A 17,427-nucleotide genomic window follows, 5' to 3' on the forward strand; every position below is an offset into this window, starting at 1 on the left:
CCTGCCCCGGAGCCGACACATGCATCCCCGTCCCGTGCGCGCCACCCCACTGGCCACATCCCTCAACACCATGGCGGCTCCGGAGCGGCAGCGTGAGCCGGAGGCGCCCCCGTTGATCCGGCGCGCCGCCGACCAACGGCGCTCGGGCGGTCCGCCGGCCTCTTCGCGACTCCGCGTCCTCGGGCCCAAGCTGGCGCGGGGGGCCGCGATTGCCGGCCTCATGATCTGCGGACTTGCCGCCGGGCGCACCATCGCGATCACGCGAGGCGGCGCCGGGGGCAGCGAATCGGGGGCCGTTGGATACGCGGTGCACGTCGCGGCGAATCCCAACGCTCCGCTCAATGTCGGCGCGAACGACTTTCGCGGACTGCAGCAGGTGGTGGCGAGCGTGGATCCGGCGCTCGTGCCGATGAACGTGGATGGGGCTACCGCCGAGCTCTTGCACTCCCTGCAGGCCGGAGCCACGGAGTTCGCCTCCGTTCGGCTCTTCGACACCGTGGCCGAGGACGGGGACGTGGTGACGCTGACGACCGACACCGGCGCGCGCTTCGGCCCATTCAGGCTCACCAATGCCGGCAATGTGGTCAACATCCCCGTGGCCGGCGGGCGCCTGCCGACCCTCACCCTGCATGCGATCAAGGATGGCAACGGGGGCGTGACGGTCGGTGCCACCACGAGCGTGGGCACGTGGTACAGCGGGATCATTCCAGAGGGCGGGCAGCAGGTCGTGCCCATGGGTCGCCAGTGAACGCGCTCGAGGAGGTGCGTGCCCTCTGGCGGTCGTCGCTGGCATTCCGGGTCACCGCCGGCCTGGCGATCGCCGGCCTGCTCATGCTGGCGTCCTAGCTCTGGAGCCGAGCCGTGCCCACCCCACACGTGTCACCATGGCAGCACCCGGTTGTGCGGTTCCTCGGCTGGGTGCTTGGCTGTTACGTCGCGCTCACGTTCGCCCAGCGCCTGTCGCCGCTGCACTGGGTGATTGCCGCAACCTGTGGAGCGATGGCGACGACGATCTACCTGTTGCGCTTCCGTCCTCAGCGCCTCGTGCGGCCCTATGCCATGCCCTGGCTCGGGGGCGCGATCGACTGGGTGGCCCGGGTGTCCGGCGAGCAGCCGCCGACCAACCCGTGGGATGCCGCCGCGCAGCCACAGGCTGCGACGACGGCGGGCGACGCGTCGTCACCGCTGGTACCGGAGACCCCGTCCGAGTACGCGCTGCTACTGCACCGGCTCCAACACGAGGTGCGCGGTCACGACCGGGTGCTCGAGCGCCTGGTCCGGTCGCTGCGTCAAACCGCAGAGCTCCGGGTCCGTGCATCGGACCGCGGTGCGGGTGTCCCGCTGGGCATCCATCTCCTGGTCGGTGCCAAGGGCACGGGCAAGCGCTTCCTGGCGGCCCGACTGGCCGCACATCTCTATCGGCGTGGGGGTGGAACGGTCGTGGATGCGACCGGGGGTGGTGAGGTCATCGCCCCCATCGTGGACGCCCTCCGTGCGAACCCCGCGCAGGTGATCGTGGTGGAGGCGGCGGACCAACTGGCCCCCGAAGGCATTGCGCAGCTGGTCGCGGCCGCGGCCGGTGCCCCCCTGGTCGATCCAGTGACCGGCATGCGTGCGACGGCATGGAATGCGGTGATCATCCTCCTCGTACACCGGGACGCTGGATGGCTCAGCACCAGTGGTGTCGTTGACAACGTCGGCACGGGCCAGACCCAGCTCCTGGACCAGGTGAGTAGTGAGCTCGGCGTGGACCGGCGCCTGGCCTGGGCCTTGAACGGGGCACACCCGATGTGCCTGCCAGAGCCCCTGGTGGTTTCCAACCACGGTCCTCCATGTCCCAGAGCATCCTCGATCGACTCACCGACCGGACCGCCCTTCTCGCGCTCCTGGCAGCACAGTCTGGAGGGGAATCTCGTGAGATCAGTGCCGAGGAGATGGCCGCCCGGCTCAAGGAACGGGTCCGTGGCCAGGACCATGTGATCGATGACCTGTCGCAGCTGCTGATGCTGCAGTGGGCCAAGGAGCGCCGCGGGCGCCCGATTGCGAACCTCCTCCTGCTCGGTCCCACCGGCACCGGCAAGACCGAGCTTTCAAAGACGATCGCGGCATACCTGTACGGGGATGAGCGGGCGCTGCTCCGCTTCGACTGCGTCGAGTTCTCCGCCGAGACCGCCCGGAGCCAGCTAGTCGGCGCACCCCTCGGATACGTGGGCTCGGCCCAGGGTGGGGTCCTCACCCGCCCCGTGATCAACAACCCCAAGCGCGTCATCCTGTTCGACGAGATCAGTGATGCACCGTCACCCATGGTAGACCTGTTCCTTCCCTTGATGGGCGAGGGGCGCCTCACGGAAGCCGGGAGCGGAGAGGTCGCCGATTTCACGCAAGCCGTCACCATCCTGACGAGCAACAAGGAGTTCCAGGCAGTCTGCAAGCTGCAGGAGGAGATCGCGGACTACCACGAGCGGGTCAACGCCATCAAGAGCCACCTCGCCGCCAGCGGCGCCTTCCGCACGGAGGTGATTGGCCGCTTCGACCGTGTCTACGTCTTCAAGCCGCTCGCGGGCATCGTCATCGCGGAGATCGCGGCCCTCAAGATGTCCACCCTGGCGCGCGAGTATCGCCTCGAGCTGGAGTGGGTCGATCCCTCGATCATCCTTGCCGCCATGGATGCGGGGTCGAAGCTCGCCAAGTTCGGCAACCACCAGCTGGTGAAGGAGATAGACGACATGCTTGGGCCCGGGCTCGTGCTGGCCAAGCGGCGCGGGGCCAAGCGAGTGCGCCTGGAGCGCAACGGCGGCGCGCTCGAGGTGAGGGACGCCTGATGACTCCAGTGGCAGACACGGAGGCGGCGCTGCAGGCGTCCGCCGCGGAGGCACGGCGCGACCTCCTGCAGCCCCTGGCGGCCGCGCTGCTCGTCCTCGTGACCGCCCACCTGCTTCCGAAGCCGCCCCACGGTCGTCCATTCAGGTTCGCCCTGACCGTGGCCTACTTCGCGGCCGCGCTGCAGTTGTGCTGGAGCTTGAACCAGCCCCTGCAGCGCTACCTCAACGCGTACTACGCGGCCGCGTATCGCGGGGCGCCGCTGATGCTCCGGCGGAGCTGGCAGCAGTTCGTCCGCGCCGTCGGGCGCATCGGCAACACGCTCTCCTGGGCGTCGATGCTGTTCGTCATCCTGACCGGACTTCGCGTCCTGCAGCACTGGATCCCGTCGCTGGGCGTCTTCAGCCCCCTGAGCGGCTGGCCGTGGTGGATCGCCCTGGCGTCGATCGGGCTGTTTCCCCTGTACGCGCGAGGGATGATCACGGAGGGCCTGGAGCGTTGGCATGCGCTCGAGGACAACCGGAGCCTGAGCCGATTCACGCCGCACCCGGTGGCCGACGCGGCGGGCGCCGGCGACGAGCCCGCCATGCTCGTGATCGACGAGGGGAGCTTCCGCGCGGGCGGCTTCAACTGGCAATGGGACGACTTCCACACGAGCTGCGTGGTGTTCGGCCAGCCCGGCTCCGGCAAGACGGTGTGCGTGCTGAACGCCCTGGTCGACGGACTCGTGTCGAGCCTGAGCGGAAGTGCCATGCCGCCGGCCGGCCTGATCCTGGATCCCAAGGGCGATTTCCGCGGCCGGGTGACCAGCCTCATGGCACGTGCCGGACGACCGGACGACCTGTTGATCCTCGATCCGTCGACCCCCGAGGCGAGCGCTCGCTGGAATCCACTCGACACATCGGACGACGAGCTGGAGCTGGCCGACCGCCTGGCGGCGTGCATGCAGGCCCTCGGCCGCTCGAGCTCCCAGCACGACTCCTTCTGGATCGACAGCGCCAAGCGCTTCCTGCGCCACGCCATCCGCCTCGTGCGCGCGTCGAACGTCGGCGAGCCGCCAAGCTTCACGGACCTCGCGGACCTGGCCACGCGCGACGAGGCCATCGCTGAGCGGATCGACCGGATGAACCTGGATGATGCAGGTGCCGTGCAGGCCGCTCGCTACTTCGAGGACGAATGGCGGAAGCTGGCGGACCAGACACGCGCATCCATCAGTGCCCACGTGACAAGCCTGATCGATCCGTTCCTGGTCGAGCCGTACAACACCTTCTTCGCTGGCCGCAGCACCGTGTCGATCGCGCGACTCGTCGACGAGGGAAAGGTGCTGTACGTGGACATGCCGATCGCCGAGCGGGAGGCCATGTCCCGCACGGTGTGTACCCTGATCAAGCTCGAGTACTACCGTGAAGTCCTGCGCCGCCCCGGGAAGGAGCGCCAGAGTTTCTTCCTGTGCGACGAGTTCCAGCAGTTCATGACGACGAGTCACGGCCGGGGTGACGCGGACTTCTTCGAACGGTCGCGACAGAGTCGCCACGCCAACATCGTCGCGACCCAGAACTATCCGGCCCTCCTGAAGGCGGCACGATCCGCCGGCGGGGGCGATGAAGTCGTGGAGAACCTGGTCGGCAACTGCGCCATCAAGCTGTTCCTCCGAAACACCGACGCCCGAACGAACGAGTGGGCCTCGGGCCTCTTCGGGCGCTCGCTGGTGACTCGTGTCTCGGCTGCCCGGAGCCAAGAGCGTCACTCGTTCGGCGGCCAGGTCCTGGGACGCCAGGACGAGTTCGACAAGGTCGTCGGGCCCGAGGAGTTCGCCGCGCTGGCCATGCCCCTCGGTCGCCATGGGATCGGCTACGCCGAGTCGATCGGGCTGATCGGCTCACGCACCGCGTACGAACGCACCACCCTGCGGTGGCGCGTGCACCCCTTGTGAGGAACGCACGATGCTGCGCTGGCTCTTGAAGTGGGGGCTGATCCTGCTGGCTGCCTCCGTCGCGTGGGGAACGCTCCAGGGGGCATTCCTGCACACGTACTGGTGGATGTTCCCCTGATCGAAACGGACCCTGCAGCGCGTGCTTGGCGCGCGCTGCAACACCCAAGGAGGGTAGGTGCATGAGCCACACACCACTGCAGGACCAGGTGATCGGCCTGGCGAGGGACAGCCATGGGGCGCCAGTGCCGGAAACAGAGGCCACCGTCGTGTCAGTGCCGCAAGGGGGGCGTCGGTACCTGGTGCGCGTGCACGGAGCCCCGGGACAGTCCCAGGGGGCCTTCTACATTGATTGCAGCACCGTGGCGCGGTGCTACCGTGCGGACGGGTCGTTCGACCAGGAGCGCTTCCGGGCAGAGATCGGCCTGCTGCGCCAGTTCGGGCGCGCCGACCCGCAGAAGGACCTCCGCTACGTCACGATTGTCGAGGTGGACGACAAGTCTCCGCCGTTCCTCCGGAAGACCGTCGGTCCGCAGACACGCGACAACATCAACGGACGCACGGTGGAGAACCTTCCCGGTGGTGCCACGGAGTACGTCATCCTCCGTGATGACCAGTGCATCCGTTCGCCGAAGCAACGCACGATGCTCGACCTGAACGACCCGCGCACCCGCGAGATCCTGCAGAAGGGGGCGGACCTGGAGAAGCACTCCCCGCTGCGGACGCATGGCCAGGGGCGCATCCTCGACGGGAAGGGCGTCAACCCGGAGGTGAGGAGCGCCCTGGACCTCTCCCGGCGGGAGGCCCAGTTCCGGCTGCGGCACCTGACGCCCGCCGAGCGGATCGAGCGGGAGCACACGAAGGGGCAGGACGCCGTGCCGGTCCCGGACGCCAGGCGCCACAAGGTACACCTGCCCTAGCACGCGGGATGTAAGGCCGGCACGTGGGCGGCACTGAATGGATACAGGGAGGCGTCGACCGGGCGCGGGCGACTGCCTCCCTGACCATCATCTCACAGTGCCTTCGGGCAGGGAGGACCACCGACATGCGTTACCCGATTCTGCTGGTGCTGATTGCGACGGCTCTCACGGGGCGCGGTGCTGCGGCCCAGGACTTGACCGTCGCCGTCTATCCGTTCAAGGCGTCTGGGGGCACGGCGCCGGGCTGGACGCCTGCCATGGACTTCGGCGACCACGCGGCGCAGGTGCTCGAGACGGAGCTTGTCCGCATCAAGGGGTTCTCGGTCATGACACGGAACCGGCTGAAGGAGCTGGCACGGGAGCAGGGGTTGAGCCTCTCCAACGAGTTCGATTCCACGAGCGGGCCACGGCTCGGGCGATTGCTCGGCGTGAGGGCGCTCGCCACAGGTGAGGTGGTCTCGATCAACGTGAAAGAGAGCCAGAGCCGACGAGGCGTGGCACAGGTCGCGGTCCAGTCCGTCGCGCGCCAGGCGAATGCCGTCGTGACCGTGAAGCTCTACAGCACGGAGACCGGTCGGCTGATCTTCGCGGAACGGGTGGAAGGGCGCGCGGAAGTGCAAGTTGGCAGCGCCCGGCAGGTGCCACTGCAGAAGGTCGGATGCTTGATCACGAAGCTCACGAACCGGGGGAAGAACTGTGGAGGCATGGGAGACGTGCAGGCCAGCGACGTGAAGGTGCAAGTCACCGCGCAGAGTGCCGATGACATCGCCTCCGCCGCCATCGCCGATGCGATCACGAAGGCCGTGAAGATGCTCGAGGATCGCTATGCGGACGTGGTGAGCAAGTGTCCCGAGCCGACAAACGACGGCACCCTCGCTGCCAATCCGGCGCAGATCGTGGCCGTGCGCGGTGGGCTCTACGTCCTGAATCGCGGGTCGGCGGCCGGGCTCAAGGAGGGCGACACGCTCCAGATCACGCGACTCGACGAGGTCATCCAGACGGCCACCGGCGCCATCCAGCCGATGACGATCATCGGCACCATGGAGATCACGATGCTGGGGCCGGACTGGGCGAAGGGGGAGTTCCGTGCGCGCACCGTGCGCGGCACCCGGCGTCCGGTGGCGCGCGCCGAAGTCGGTGATCGCGTCATCATGGTTCGCGCCAACTGAACCCCCAGCGCACCGAGGCCCCATGTCTCCATTCTCTCGCTATCTCGCGCTGTTTGCCGCCTGCCTGGGCGTCGGCTATGCCGGCGCCCGGGCCCTGGGCGGGCAGCCGCGGCCATCCAGCACTACGCCGTATGCCGGCGCGGCCGGCGCGCCGGTTGGGGGGGTGTCCGGTACCTCCGTTGCCGGGCCTGTCGATGCCACCGTCGCTTCGCTCAGCACTCCGGTGATCGAGGTGCAGGACGTGCCAGCGCCCGCCGTACTGGACAATCCGGATATCCTGCCGCCCGACACCCCGGTCCGGGTGCCCCGGTTGGTCATGCCCAGGGTCATCCCGCGGGGCGCGACACCCCGATACACCGACGTGCGCCCGGTGGCGCCGCGGGACGAGGACGAGATCTCAGGGCGGCTCGAAGCCATGGAGCAGGAGCTCGCGACGCTCGAGGGTCGCTACCACGCACAGAGTGAGTACTACGAGCAATCCGAGGTGACCCTTGCCGCCACCGGAATGAGCCTGCGCACGAGCATCGTGGCGGATCTCGGGACCGGGAGGGCGGCGCTCGGCAGTGTCCGGGCCGCCATGGCCGATGGTGATGCGAAGCGGGCCGAGCGAGGCCTGACGACGCTACGCCGCGTGGTGAAGGCACTCGAACAGGCGCGCCGCCGATGACAGCCCTACGCGTTCCGGCCCCGCCACTGGAGTCCCTGGCTCCCCTGCGCTGTGGCGACATGCTCTTCGGCAGCTACCTCGTGGATGCCGTCCTGGGCCGCGGGGGGATGGGCACCGTCTATCGTGTGCGGCACCTGGCCACCGGGGAGGTCCGTGCCGCCAAGGTCATGCACGGCCCGGGCGGGTACACCGCCTCGAGTGAGTCACTCTTCATGCGCGAGGCGAAGGTGCTGTCGCAGCTGCGGCACCCCGGCGTCGTGCGCTACCTTGACCATCTTCGCGATGGCGACCGCTGGGTGCTCCTGATGGAGTACCTGCAGGGCGAATCGCTGGCGGAGCGCGTGTCACGCGCGGCCATCCCGGCGAGGGAACTCGAAGGGCTGCTGCATGCGCTGAGCGATGCCCTGGCATCGGTCCACGCGTGCGGGATGGTGCATCGCGACCTCTCCCTGGACAACGTGATCCTGCGCGATGGGGACATTGGTCACCCCGTCCTGATCGACTTCGGCATCGCCGCGGACGTGTCCGGCACGTCGACGCTCGTCGATGGGTTCAAGGGCAAGACAGCGTGCGCGTCCCCGGAGCAGCTGGGCCTGGGAGGCGGAGTTGTCGGCCCCGCCTCCGATGTGTACTCGCTCGGCCTGCTGGTTGCCGGCGCGTCTCAAGGGGCCCCGCTTCCGATGGGGCGATCCCTCGCGGAGGCCGTGGAGTCCCGGCGGACGGTGCCGGCCGTGCCGGCCACACTCCCGCCAGCCATCGCCGGGCTGGTACGCTCGATGCTGGCGCCAGACCCGGCGGATCGTCCCCACGCCGCCACGATCCGCGATGCGACTGCCTCGGCGCAGCCGCGCGCGTGCCTCGCGGCCCCCGACGCGGGCTGCGCTTCCGCGCCTGCGCCACCGGACGGTGCGCTCGACCGGTCGCTCGGCGAAGGGGGCTCTCCCGTGCTGCGGGGGATCGGTGCCGCGGCCATCGTGGCAGCCCTCGGCATCGCCACGGGGGTGGCGACGTGGGGCCTGGTGTCGCGCGCCCGCGCGACGGTGCCGCAAGGTGCCGCCGTGTCCGTGGCGCCTGTCAGTCCGTCCTACACGGTCGGGGCGCCGGGCCTGTCGGCCGCCCGCATGCGCGTCCTTGCGGAGGCGGAACGGTACACGCGATCCGCATGGCTGATGCTGCCGGCGAATGTCTCCGGGCGGTGCGGCGCCGGTCGAGGCTATCGCTCGGACTTCGTCCCGGGGCAGTCCGTCCAGGGCCTGGCGTACGACTGGGGTGGCAATGACCAGCCTGAGGTATTCCGGCGGAAGCTGCAGGCGTCGTTCGCCGCGGGCTCGCACAGCTGGCATGGTGTCAACGCCTGCACGGCCGGGATCGACTGCTCCGGCTTTGTCGGCCGTGTGTGGGAGGTGAAGTCGGTCGGGAAGCTGTCGACAACGACACTGCCGTTCGTGGCGCAACACCTCGGCACCGGCTGGAGTGACCGACTGCTGCCGGGCGACGCGCTAAACCGCCCGGGGCGGCACGTCGTGCTTTATGCCGGTCGGTCGGCAGATGGTCGTCCGATCATTTATGAGGCTCTCGCGGCAGCCTCACGAGTCATCCGAAACGAGGACATTACCTGGGCGCGCCTGCGTCGGTATGCCCCGATGCGAAACCGGAGCCTGGGCCATGCATGACACGTGGATTCCCTCGATGCTGTGCCTGGTCGCCCTCCTTGCATGTCACGACGTCGCGCCACGTCACGGCGCTGGCGCTTGTGTCGCGCCAGACGTCACGCTCGCGTCCACCACCGAGTCCCCCGGCACGCCACCGGATCCTGCGGCGCTCGCGTTCTCCCCTGATGTCGCGGGCGAACTCCCGATCGGGCCCGCATCATTTGCCGTGCTGTCCGATGGGATCATCGTGGTGGCGGACCCGCTCCATCATTCGGTCGCCTACTTCGAGCCGACGGGCCGCCTCGTCTCGCGTCGGCTCCTCGGGTTCTCGGCTGACCGACTGGTCGCGCTGCACGCGACCTTGTGGGCCCGACGCGCGACCGATGGTGTGGTATTCCGGGTCGAGGAGTCCGGCCCTATCGCGGATCTTGCGGCACGCCGGCACTTTCGGCGAGACTCCGTCACGCTCGCGGGGAATGGAGATGCCTGGTGGCGAGTCGATCGGGACTCCGTGCGGCTCGAAGCGCCTGCCGGAACGGGTCGACTCATGTCCGTCAGACACCTCCCAAGCGGTGGTTCCGATCGATGGGTCGCCTGGGAGTTTGTGTCCGGTGACAGCCTGGTGACCGTGACCACTGTGGTGTCCCGACATACAGCTGACGGCGCCGTGATGGGATCGTCAACATTCGACCACCCCGACGTCGATGTGCCACCGACCGACGAGTTCGCAGTGATTGGAGACCGTGTATACCAACTGCTGCCGCTGAGGGTGGGTTCTCGGCTACGCACACGGGCGGTCGTTTCCGGGGCATAGGCGCTGGCGCTTCAGAGGTGAAATCACTGGCTGTTGGGCGGCACTTCACTGTGCGGAGTACCAGACCACACCCTCACATCGTCCCGTCAACCATGAATCGCATTGCCCTTGTGGCCGCGCCGCTGGCGCTCGCGATGGTGCTCGCCCGTCCCGCAGGCGGGCAGCGCTTGCAGGCTTACGAGCCTTTCCCAGCCATCTGGGTGCGTGATCGTCCTCCGGTTCGACCATTTGGGACACGGGATGAGGACGTGAGTGCGGAGGCCCGGTGGGAGGCCCTGGCTGACCGCGAGGCGAGGCTCCGCTCGTTTCAATCGTATCTCCGGCGGCAAGCCGACCATTGCCGACAGACTCTGATGCTCCTTCCTATGGGCTGTTCGTTTTCGGAGTGTCCAGCAAACGGGAAGGGAGGATGCCGGGTGAGGCGACATACCGGACGGACGCGCGAGAAGGTGGTGCGGACAAAGCGGCGACGGTCACGATAGCTCCAGGGGCGCTGGCGGGTGAGCAGTGCGGCGGCCGGGGCAACGCGGGTCCGCCGGATTTCGGCGGAGGGCGAGGGGTGCTCGCGGCCTTGGCGGCCCCGGTGGCCGGGAACCTGCTGGTGCACTGGCAGATGTTCGGCGCTTGCCGGGGGACCTCCCCCTGAACGTCCTGAAGCTCGAGCTGACCTTCGACGCGGTGGCGTTCGCCGGGATGCTGAACGATGCGGGGCAGGTGGACGGTTCGTGGCCGCGAACCCGGCGGGACGGCTGCTGCCGGCGGGGGAGGTCGGCGCGGGGTGCGGGCGCTGGTGGTCGTGGGCCAGGCGGGGGCCGCACTCAAGTTCGCGTTGCTGGCGCTGTTCTCGGTCACGACGGAATAAGAGGCGCGCGATGGGGCACCCCTCCGCAACCCCAGGATCCTGGACGGGACGCCCCCATCGTCGCACCCCCGCCTTGTCCACCCCGGCTGCCCCTCGCACCTTCCGTCGTGATGGGCACTCCCCCACGCGTCCCACCCGATCGCCTGCCCCGCGTAGAGGCCATCTTCTCGGAGGCGCTCGAACGCACCCCCGAGACCCGTCCCGCCTTTCTCACGGAGGCTTGCGGGGCGGACGCGGACATCCGCCAGGAAGTCGAGAGCCTCCTGGCCGCGCTCGAACGTTCGGGGGAGCGTTGGGAGTCCCCGGCCTTGCCGTTGGCCGACTTCGCCGCGGGTTCCGCCACCGGCGAGACCCGCGTCGGCATGATGGTCGGACCGTACCGGCTGGTCCGACTCATCGCCCAGGGCGGGATGGGGGCGGTGTACGAGGGAGAACGGGCGGACGCCCAATTCCGCCAGCGCGTCGCGGTGAAGTTCCTGCGTCACGGCGTCCCGAGCCCGCAAGCCCTGCGCCGCTTCCAGCATGAACGCGCCATCCAGGCGCGGCTACAACACCGCAACATCGCGGGACTCTTCGACGGTGGCGTCCTCCCCGATGGCCATCCGTATTTTGTCATGGAGTTTGTCGACGGCGTTCCCATCACGACCTACGCCGCCACCCATGCCCTGTCGATCCCCGCACGACTCCAACTCGTGCGCCAGGTGTGTCGCGCGGTGCACTACGCGCACGAACACCAGGTGGTCCACCGCGACCTCAAGCCGAGCAACATCCTCGTCACCACCGACGGCACCGTCAAGCTCCTCGACTTCGGGATCGCCCGGCTGCTCGAAGGGTCCGACGACGGCCTCCCGCTCACGCTCGGCGGAGACCGCGCGCTGACTCTCGAATACGCAAGCCCCGAACAGATCAACGGACAGCAGGTCACGACGGCGTCCGACATCTACTCACTCGGCGTCGTCCTCTACGAGCTGCTGGCCGGGCGGCGCCCGTTCCTGATGGCCGACCTGCCGATCGCCGAAGCCATCCGGCAGGTCACGCAGGTAGCACCCGTCCCGCCGAGTGCCGCGCTGGCAGACGACGCGCCGGCCGCGCTCCGCCGCACGCTGCACGGCGAGTTGGACGACATCACCGCGATGGCCCTGCGCAAGGAGCCGGAACGCCGCTACCCCTCGGCTGACGCCTTCGCCCACGACCTCGCCGCGTGGGAACAGGGACGCCCGGTCAGCGCCACCGCAGATACCGTTGCATACAGCATCAGGAAGTTTGTGCAGCGGCACCGGTGGCAGAGCGCCAGCGCGGTGCTGCTGCTGGTGTCACTGGTCGTTGGGGCGTCCGCCACCTGGTGGCAGGCGCGCCGCGCCGAGACGCGGTATCGGGACGGGCGCCGCCTCGCCAACGCCCTCCTCTCTGACGTCCACAACGCCATAGCCGACCTCCCGGGCGCCACCGCCGCACGCGCCGCCCTCATCGCCCCGGCCCTCGAGTACCTCGATCGCACTGCCCGGGAAGTGGTGGATGATCCCGCGCTCGATCGCGAACTCGCCTTTGCCTACCAACGCATCGGCGATGTCCAGGGAAATCCCACCAACGCCAACCTCGGCGACATCGCCGGCGCACGCGCCTCGTACCGCAAGGCGCTCGAGATCGCCGAACGGGTGTATCAGCAAATGCCGAGTGACGAGGGCTCCGCACGACTCGTGGCACTGGTAAGCGAGCGACTCGCTGATGTGGGTGAGGACGACGGGAACGTCCGCGGCTCGATGACACACCAGGGATCGCGCCGTTCGCCTGTATGAGACCATCGCCCAACGGTGGCCCAGCCCGGAGGCGACGCACCAGCTCGCCGTGAGCCTCTCCAAACGCGGCGACCTGGCCGGACATCCCGCCTTTCGCAACCTCGGCGACACGGCGGCCGCGATGCGCGAATATCGCAGCGCACTTGCGCTGCTCGAACGCGACTCGAGCACGACTACCAACGCCTATCGCAATCGCCGCTATCGCGCCTTGATCCTGGAACGGATGGGTCGCATTTCGGGCGACGGCGGCGGCGCCGACGCCCCCGACCTGCTCGCCCGGTCTCTCGCCCAGCGGGAGCAGTTGGCCGCCCTGCGGCCCGGCAGCATGGATGCCCAACGCGATGTGGCCATTGCCCACTTCCTGCTCTGCGGCCTCTACCAGTCGCGGGGCGAGCTGCCCACCGCCCTCGCCGCGTGCGAAGCTTCGTACCGGATCCGTCGCACGATCTACCGCGCCGACCCGAAGAACGTCCAGCTGCTCCGCGGGATGGGGTTGATCCACCATCGGCTCGGTGACCTCGCTGCCGCCCGCAACGACCGCCTCGTCGCCAGGACCCAGTATCGCTCGGCGCTGGCCTTCTATGACTCCCTCGCCATGAACCGCGGCGCCAGTCGCGCGGACTCGAGCGATCGGGCCACCATCGCCCGACGCCTCACCGCGATCGACGCACCCTGACGACCCACCCGCGGTCGCCCCTCGCGCGCCGCCGAGCCGCGGCGACCGCGGCGGTGATACGCCGGACCGCGATCCTGCGATTTCCCTGATGACCGCTCCACGCCACGTGCTGACACGCAGCACGACCGGGGCCAAACCAGGAGAAAACTCTCGTGCGCCGACTCCCCCTCGCCTCGCCGTACCCGCTCTCTGCGCGGCCATGGTCGCCTTCGCCTCCACGCTCGACGCGCAGGCCAGCCTGTCCAATGCGGAGTGGAAGCTCCAGACCAACTCCGGAGGTGCGGCACTCTCCTCCGGCAACAAGACCGTCACCCTGCAGCTGCCCGCCCCATCGCAAATCACCAACTTCTACGCCTTCAACGTGGAGGTCACCTTCACGTCGTCGACCGCGACCGGGTCGAACCACTCGATGATCCGCTGAACTCCAACAAGCCCAACATCCTCTCCTGCTTTGAGATCAAGGGAGGAACCGTCCCCTCCAACCGTCACAAGTCGACATCCTGCAAGGTCGAAGCAGCGGCCGCCAAGGCGGTGACGTCCGATCAAACCATCACCGTCACCGTCGGTGGAACCAACGGCAACAAGACCCTCACCACGATCATCAAGCCGTACACCGGCCCGAACTACGTGGCGACCCTGCAGACGGTCACTGGTGCGATCTATCGCGGGGACCTCGCCACCTTCCGCATCAAGCTCATGTCCCCCGTACCATCCGGGCAGCAACAGGTCGTTGGATGGGGACTCACGCCACCAACGTGCTTTCAGAATGCATCGAACTCGCGCTTCTACAACTCGAATTGGACGCTGAGCAACGTCAACACGGTCACCTTTCAGGCCGGGGAAATCCAGCGCGACGTCACCGTCCGCGTGGCTGACGTAAAGACCTGTGAAGGCGGCAATCGCCTCTTCGAGACCTGGAGCCCGAATACGCCGAACACCCAAAGCTCGCCGACGTACAAGTCCCACTACTTCACGATCCTCCAGAAGTAGGCCAGACCGGGTGCGCGACCGTCCGCCCGCGGCGACTGGCGGGTTCGCCTGTCAGGGGAGTCCAGGGCGGTCGCCCCGCAGTGGCCGCCGTCGCTGCGGGTGAGGCTGGAACCCGGGACCGATCCCGCGATGTTTGTTGCATGGGCGCTCCTGCCCCGCTCCCACCCATGCGACTCCTGCGCCGACTCCTCCCGCTCCTCGTCCTCGCCCTCGTGGGTGCGGGTCTCTTCATTGGATACCGCCAGGTTGCCTCCCGGCCTCCCATCATCGACGTCGCCACCTCCACGACCGAGGATGTGGTGCGCCTCCTGGCCGTCACCGGGCGGATTCGGCCGCGCCTCTCGAACTCGGTCCAGCCCCTGGTATCGGGCACAGTGACCTCCCTGACGCGGAGCGAGGGAGACCCGGTCCGCCGCGGCGACGTCCTCGCCACCCTGGACGCCCAGGGTTCGCAGGCCGTGATCGAACAGGCCACCGCGCAACTCGCCGCACGCCGCGTCGACGTGGACCAGCGCCAGCGAGAGTATGATCGCCTCCAGCGCCTGGTCACCGCCGGTGGACTCCCGGAACGCGACGCCGAGCAGGCCAAGTTCGCCCTGGAAAGCGCTCGTGAAGGGGTGCGGCAGTTCGAGGCACTGATCTCGGAATCCCGCTCCCGCCTGCGCGACTTCACCCTCCGCTCACCGATCGACGGCTACGTCCTCGCCCGCCCCGTCGACCCCGGCCAGAACGTCACGCCACAGACGGTGATCTACGAGATCGCGACCGGCACCGGCGCCGAGATCGAGCTGGAAGTCGACGAACAGTACCTGGGCGAACTGAAGGAAGGACTTCCCGCTCGCGTGTCGCCCCTCACAGGGGCCCGCACGGAATACCGAGCCGTCGTGGATTACATCGGCCGGCGCGTCAGCGAGACCAGTGGTGCGGTGCCGGTGCGGCTGCGTTTTGTTGAGTCCGCCCCACGGCTTCCCGTCGGGCTGTCCGTCGACGTGAACCTCGAGATCGCGCGTCATCCCGGCGCGATCACGGTCCCGCGGGTCGCGGTCGGTGGGCTTGGCGCCGAACCGTTTGTCATGGTGGTACGTGCTGACACCGTGCGGCGACAGGTTGTGCGGGTGATCGACTGGCCGTCGGAGCGGATCGTAGTCGTGGAGGGGATGAAGTCCGGCGACACCGTCGCCATCGCCCCCAAGTCGGTGCGCGACGGCCTGGCCGTGCGCACCCGCACCGGCGCCAATGCCCTTTGAGTTGTCCGTCGCCCTCCGGTATATCCGGAGCGGCCGACTGCAGACCCTGCTGATCTTCAGCGGGGTCGCGGTCGGGATCGTCGTCTTCACCTTCATGGCGGCGCTGATTAACGGCCTCGCCGTGTCGCTGACCAACAACGTCATCGGCAACCTCGCGCACGTGCGGCTGGAGCCGCTGCCGCAGGAACCGCGCACACTCACCACCGCCGATGGGGTACGTGCCCTCGTCGCTGTGCAGCGCGGGAACGAGGCTCGCTCCTCGATCACCGGCTGGCGCAACGTCGCCCAGATGATCGATCGGCTCCCAGGCGTCACCGCCTCGGCCGCGTCGGTCTCCGGCTCCGGCTTCATCCAGCGCGGCGAACAGGTCCTCCCCGTCTCCCTCACCGGCTACGAACCGGGCAAAGAGAGCGCGATGATCGACCTCGCCAGCGGCATCGTCCGCGGCTCTGCGTCACTAGGGCCCGGCGACGTGCTCATCGGGATCACGATGGCCGCAGACCTGGGGGTGACCACGGGTCAACGCCTGCGCTTCCAGAGCGATCGCGGACGCGAACGGGCCCTGCTCATCAAGGGGATCTTCGACGTCCGCAGTGCGTCGGTGAACGAACGGCTCGCCTTCACCGACCTTGGCACGGCACAAAGCCTGTTCGACATCGTGGGCTCGGTGTCGCGGATCGAGGTCAAGCTGCAGGACATATTTGCGGCACCGGCGGTGGCGGAGCAGTTGCGAGGGATGACCGGGCTCGATGCGGTCGACTGGATCGCCGAGAATGCGCGGTTGCAGGACGCGCTGAGTGCGCAGGGGCGCACCGGGGACCTCGTGAAGTTCTTCGCGATCCTGCTGATCATCATCGCCGTGGCGTCGCAGCTCCTGCTGTCGGCCATGCGGCGCCGCGCGGAGATCGGGATCATGCGCAGCATGGGGGTGACGCGGGCGTCGGTGACCTGGATCTTCCTCTGCCAGGGGTTGTTCATCGGGTTGTTCGGATCAGTGCTCGGCGCCGCCCTCGGCTACGGCTTCTCGCAATTCCTCGCCGTGGTGACCCTGCGGCCTGATGGCACGCAGAGCCTCCCGATCGACCCGGCACTCGGCGAGTACTGGCTCGCGATCTCCATCGCGACCGTGGCGTCCACCCTGGCGGCGATCCTGCCCGCGCGCGTGGCGTCGAGCACCGACCCGGTGGAGGTCATCTCCGCATGAGCGACGTCGTGCTGCGCGTCATCGACCTGCGCAAGACGTATGTCGATGGCGACGTCGAGACCCCGGTGCTCAAGGGGATCGACCTGGAGTTCCGCCGCGGCGAGTTTGTCGCCCTCATGGGCCCGTCGGGGAGCGGCAAGAGTACTCTGCTGTCGATCCTTGGCACCCTGCTCCGTCCCACCAGCGGCGAGGTCGAGCTGGTCGGCAACCGGTTGAGCACCCTGGACGACGCGGCCGTGACCTCGTTCCGCAACCAGCACATCGGGTTCGTCTTCCAGTTCCACCACCTGCTCCCGGACTTCACCGCGCTGGAGAACGTGATGTTCCCCGCGTTCCCGCGACGCCCGGACGACCTGCGGGTGACGCGTGCGCGCGCGGCCGAGTTGCTGCGGAGAGTTGGTTTGAGCGACCGGGCGGACTTCCGGGCGACCAAGCTTTCCGGGGGGCAGAAGCAGCGCGTGGCCATCGCGCGCGCCCTGATGAATGCGCCAGATATCGTCCTCGCGGACGAACCCACCGGCAACCTCGACCACGAGACCGGCGAGGAGGTGTTGAACCTGATGCGCGAGTTGTGCCGCGAGAACGGGACGATGTTCCTCATCAGCACCCACGACGAGGCCATCGCGGCGCGCAGCGACCGCGTGGTGCGGATCCTCGACGGCCGGGTGAAGCCGACCTGA

The 17,427-nt window shown here is 68.5% G+C and carries 17 protein-coding genes; all 17 read left to right on the plus strand.

What is annotated here, in order from left to right:
- Positions 1-19 precede the first annotated feature (19 nt).
- Entirely contained in the window at positions 20-748 is a 729-nt protein-coding gene (locus IPK85_05270) for a hypothetical protein (protein MBK8246792.1), read from the plus strand.
- A gap of 113 nt (positions 749-861) precedes the next feature.
- On the plus strand, positions 862-1,980 hold the full coding sequence (locus IPK85_05275; protein ID MBK8246793.1) for a hypothetical protein: 1,119 nt from the start codon (positions 862-864) through the stop codon (positions 1,978-1,980).
- Complete coding sequence (locus IPK85_05280; GenBank protein MBK8246794.1) at positions 1,935-2,822, plus strand: ATP-dependent Clp protease ATP-binding subunit; 888 nt, start codon at positions 1,935-1,937, stop codon at positions 2,820-2,822. The genes IPK85_05275 and IPK85_05280 overlap by 46 nt, the downstream gene beginning before the upstream one ends.
- Positions 2,822-4,753 (plus strand): type IV secretion system DNA-binding domain-containing protein, encoded by a 1,932-nt coding sequence (locus IPK85_05285; protein MBK8246795.1) that lies wholly within the window; start codon positions 2,822-2,824, stop codon positions 4,751-4,753. The genes IPK85_05280 and IPK85_05285 overlap by 1 nt, the downstream gene beginning before the upstream one ends.
- 179 nt (positions 4,754-4,932) lie before the next feature.
- Complete coding sequence (locus IPK85_05290) at positions 4,933-5,670, plus strand: hypothetical protein (GenBank protein MBK8246796.1); 738 nt, start codon at positions 4,933-4,935, stop codon at positions 5,668-5,670.
- Between the two features lie 125 nt (positions 5,671-5,795).
- Positions 5,796-6,839, plus strand: coding sequence for a hypothetical protein (locus IPK85_05295; GenBank protein ID MBK8246797.1), 1,044 nt, complete (start codon positions 5,796-5,798; stop codon positions 6,837-6,839).
- 22 nt (positions 6,840-6,861) lie between these two features.
- Complete coding sequence (locus IPK85_05300; protein ID MBK8246798.1) at positions 6,862-7,506, plus strand: hypothetical protein; 645 nt, start codon at positions 6,862-6,864, stop codon at positions 7,504-7,506.
- Entirely contained in the window at positions 7,503-9,179 is a 1,677-nt protein-coding gene (locus IPK85_05305; GenBank protein MBK8246799.1) for a protein kinase, read from the plus strand. The genes IPK85_05300 and IPK85_05305 overlap by 4 nt, the downstream gene beginning before the upstream one ends.
- Positions 9,172-9,972, plus strand: coding sequence for a hypothetical protein (locus IPK85_05310; protein ID MBK8246800.1), 801 nt, complete (start codon positions 9,172-9,174; stop codon positions 9,970-9,972). Before IPK85_05305 ends, IPK85_05310 begins: the two co-directional genes overlap by 8 nt.
- 703 nt (positions 9,973-10,675) lie before the next feature.
- Positions 10,676-10,834 carry a hypothetical protein gene (locus IPK85_05315; GenBank protein MBK8246801.1) on the plus strand — a complete coding sequence of 53 codons (159 nt, stop codon included), beginning with the start codon at positions 10,676-10,678 and terminating at the stop codon, positions 10,832-10,834.
- A gap of 110 nt (positions 10,835-10,944) precedes the next feature.
- On the plus strand, positions 10,945-12,630 hold the full coding sequence (locus tag IPK85_05320) for a serine/threonine protein kinase (GenBank protein MBK8246802.1): 1,686 nt from the start codon (positions 10,945-10,947) through the stop codon (positions 12,628-12,630).
- A 49-nt stretch (positions 12,631-12,679) separates the two neighbouring features.
- Positions 12,680-13,306 carry a hypothetical protein gene (locus IPK85_05325; GenBank protein ID MBK8246803.1) on the plus strand — a complete coding sequence of 209 codons (627 nt, stop codon included), beginning with the start codon at positions 12,680-12,682 and terminating at the stop codon, positions 13,304-13,306.
- A 199-nt stretch (positions 13,307-13,505) separates the two neighbouring features.
- Positions 13,506-13,727 (plus strand): hypothetical protein, encoded by a 222-nt coding sequence (locus IPK85_05330; GenBank protein ID MBK8246804.1) that lies wholly within the window; start codon positions 13,506-13,508, stop codon positions 13,725-13,727.
- 110 nt (positions 13,728-13,837) lie between these two features.
- Positions 13,838-14,296, plus strand: coding sequence for a hypothetical protein (locus tag IPK85_05335; GenBank protein MBK8246805.1), 459 nt, complete (start codon positions 13,838-13,840; stop codon positions 14,294-14,296).
- A gap of 167 nt (positions 14,297-14,463) precedes the next feature.
- A complete protein-coding gene (locus IPK85_05340; GenBank protein ID MBK8246806.1) occupies positions 14,464-15,543 on the plus strand; it encodes an efflux RND transporter periplasmic adaptor subunit in 1,080 nt (359 codons plus the stop codon).
- Positions 15,533-16,747, plus strand: coding sequence for an ABC transporter permease (locus tag IPK85_05345; GenBank protein MBK8246807.1), 1,215 nt, complete (start codon positions 15,533-15,535; stop codon positions 16,745-16,747). Before IPK85_05340 ends, IPK85_05345 begins: the two co-directional genes overlap by 11 nt.
- Positions 16,744-17,427, plus strand: coding sequence for an ABC transporter ATP-binding protein (locus IPK85_05350; protein MBK8246808.1), 684 nt, complete (start codon positions 16,744-16,746; stop codon positions 17,425-17,427). Before IPK85_05345 ends, IPK85_05350 begins: the two co-directional genes overlap by 4 nt.

It is taken from the genome of Gemmatimonadota bacterium (genome assembly GCA_016712265.1).
Lineage (GTDB): Bacteria > Gemmatimonadota > Gemmatimonadetes > Gemmatimonadales > Gemmatimonadaceae > RBC101.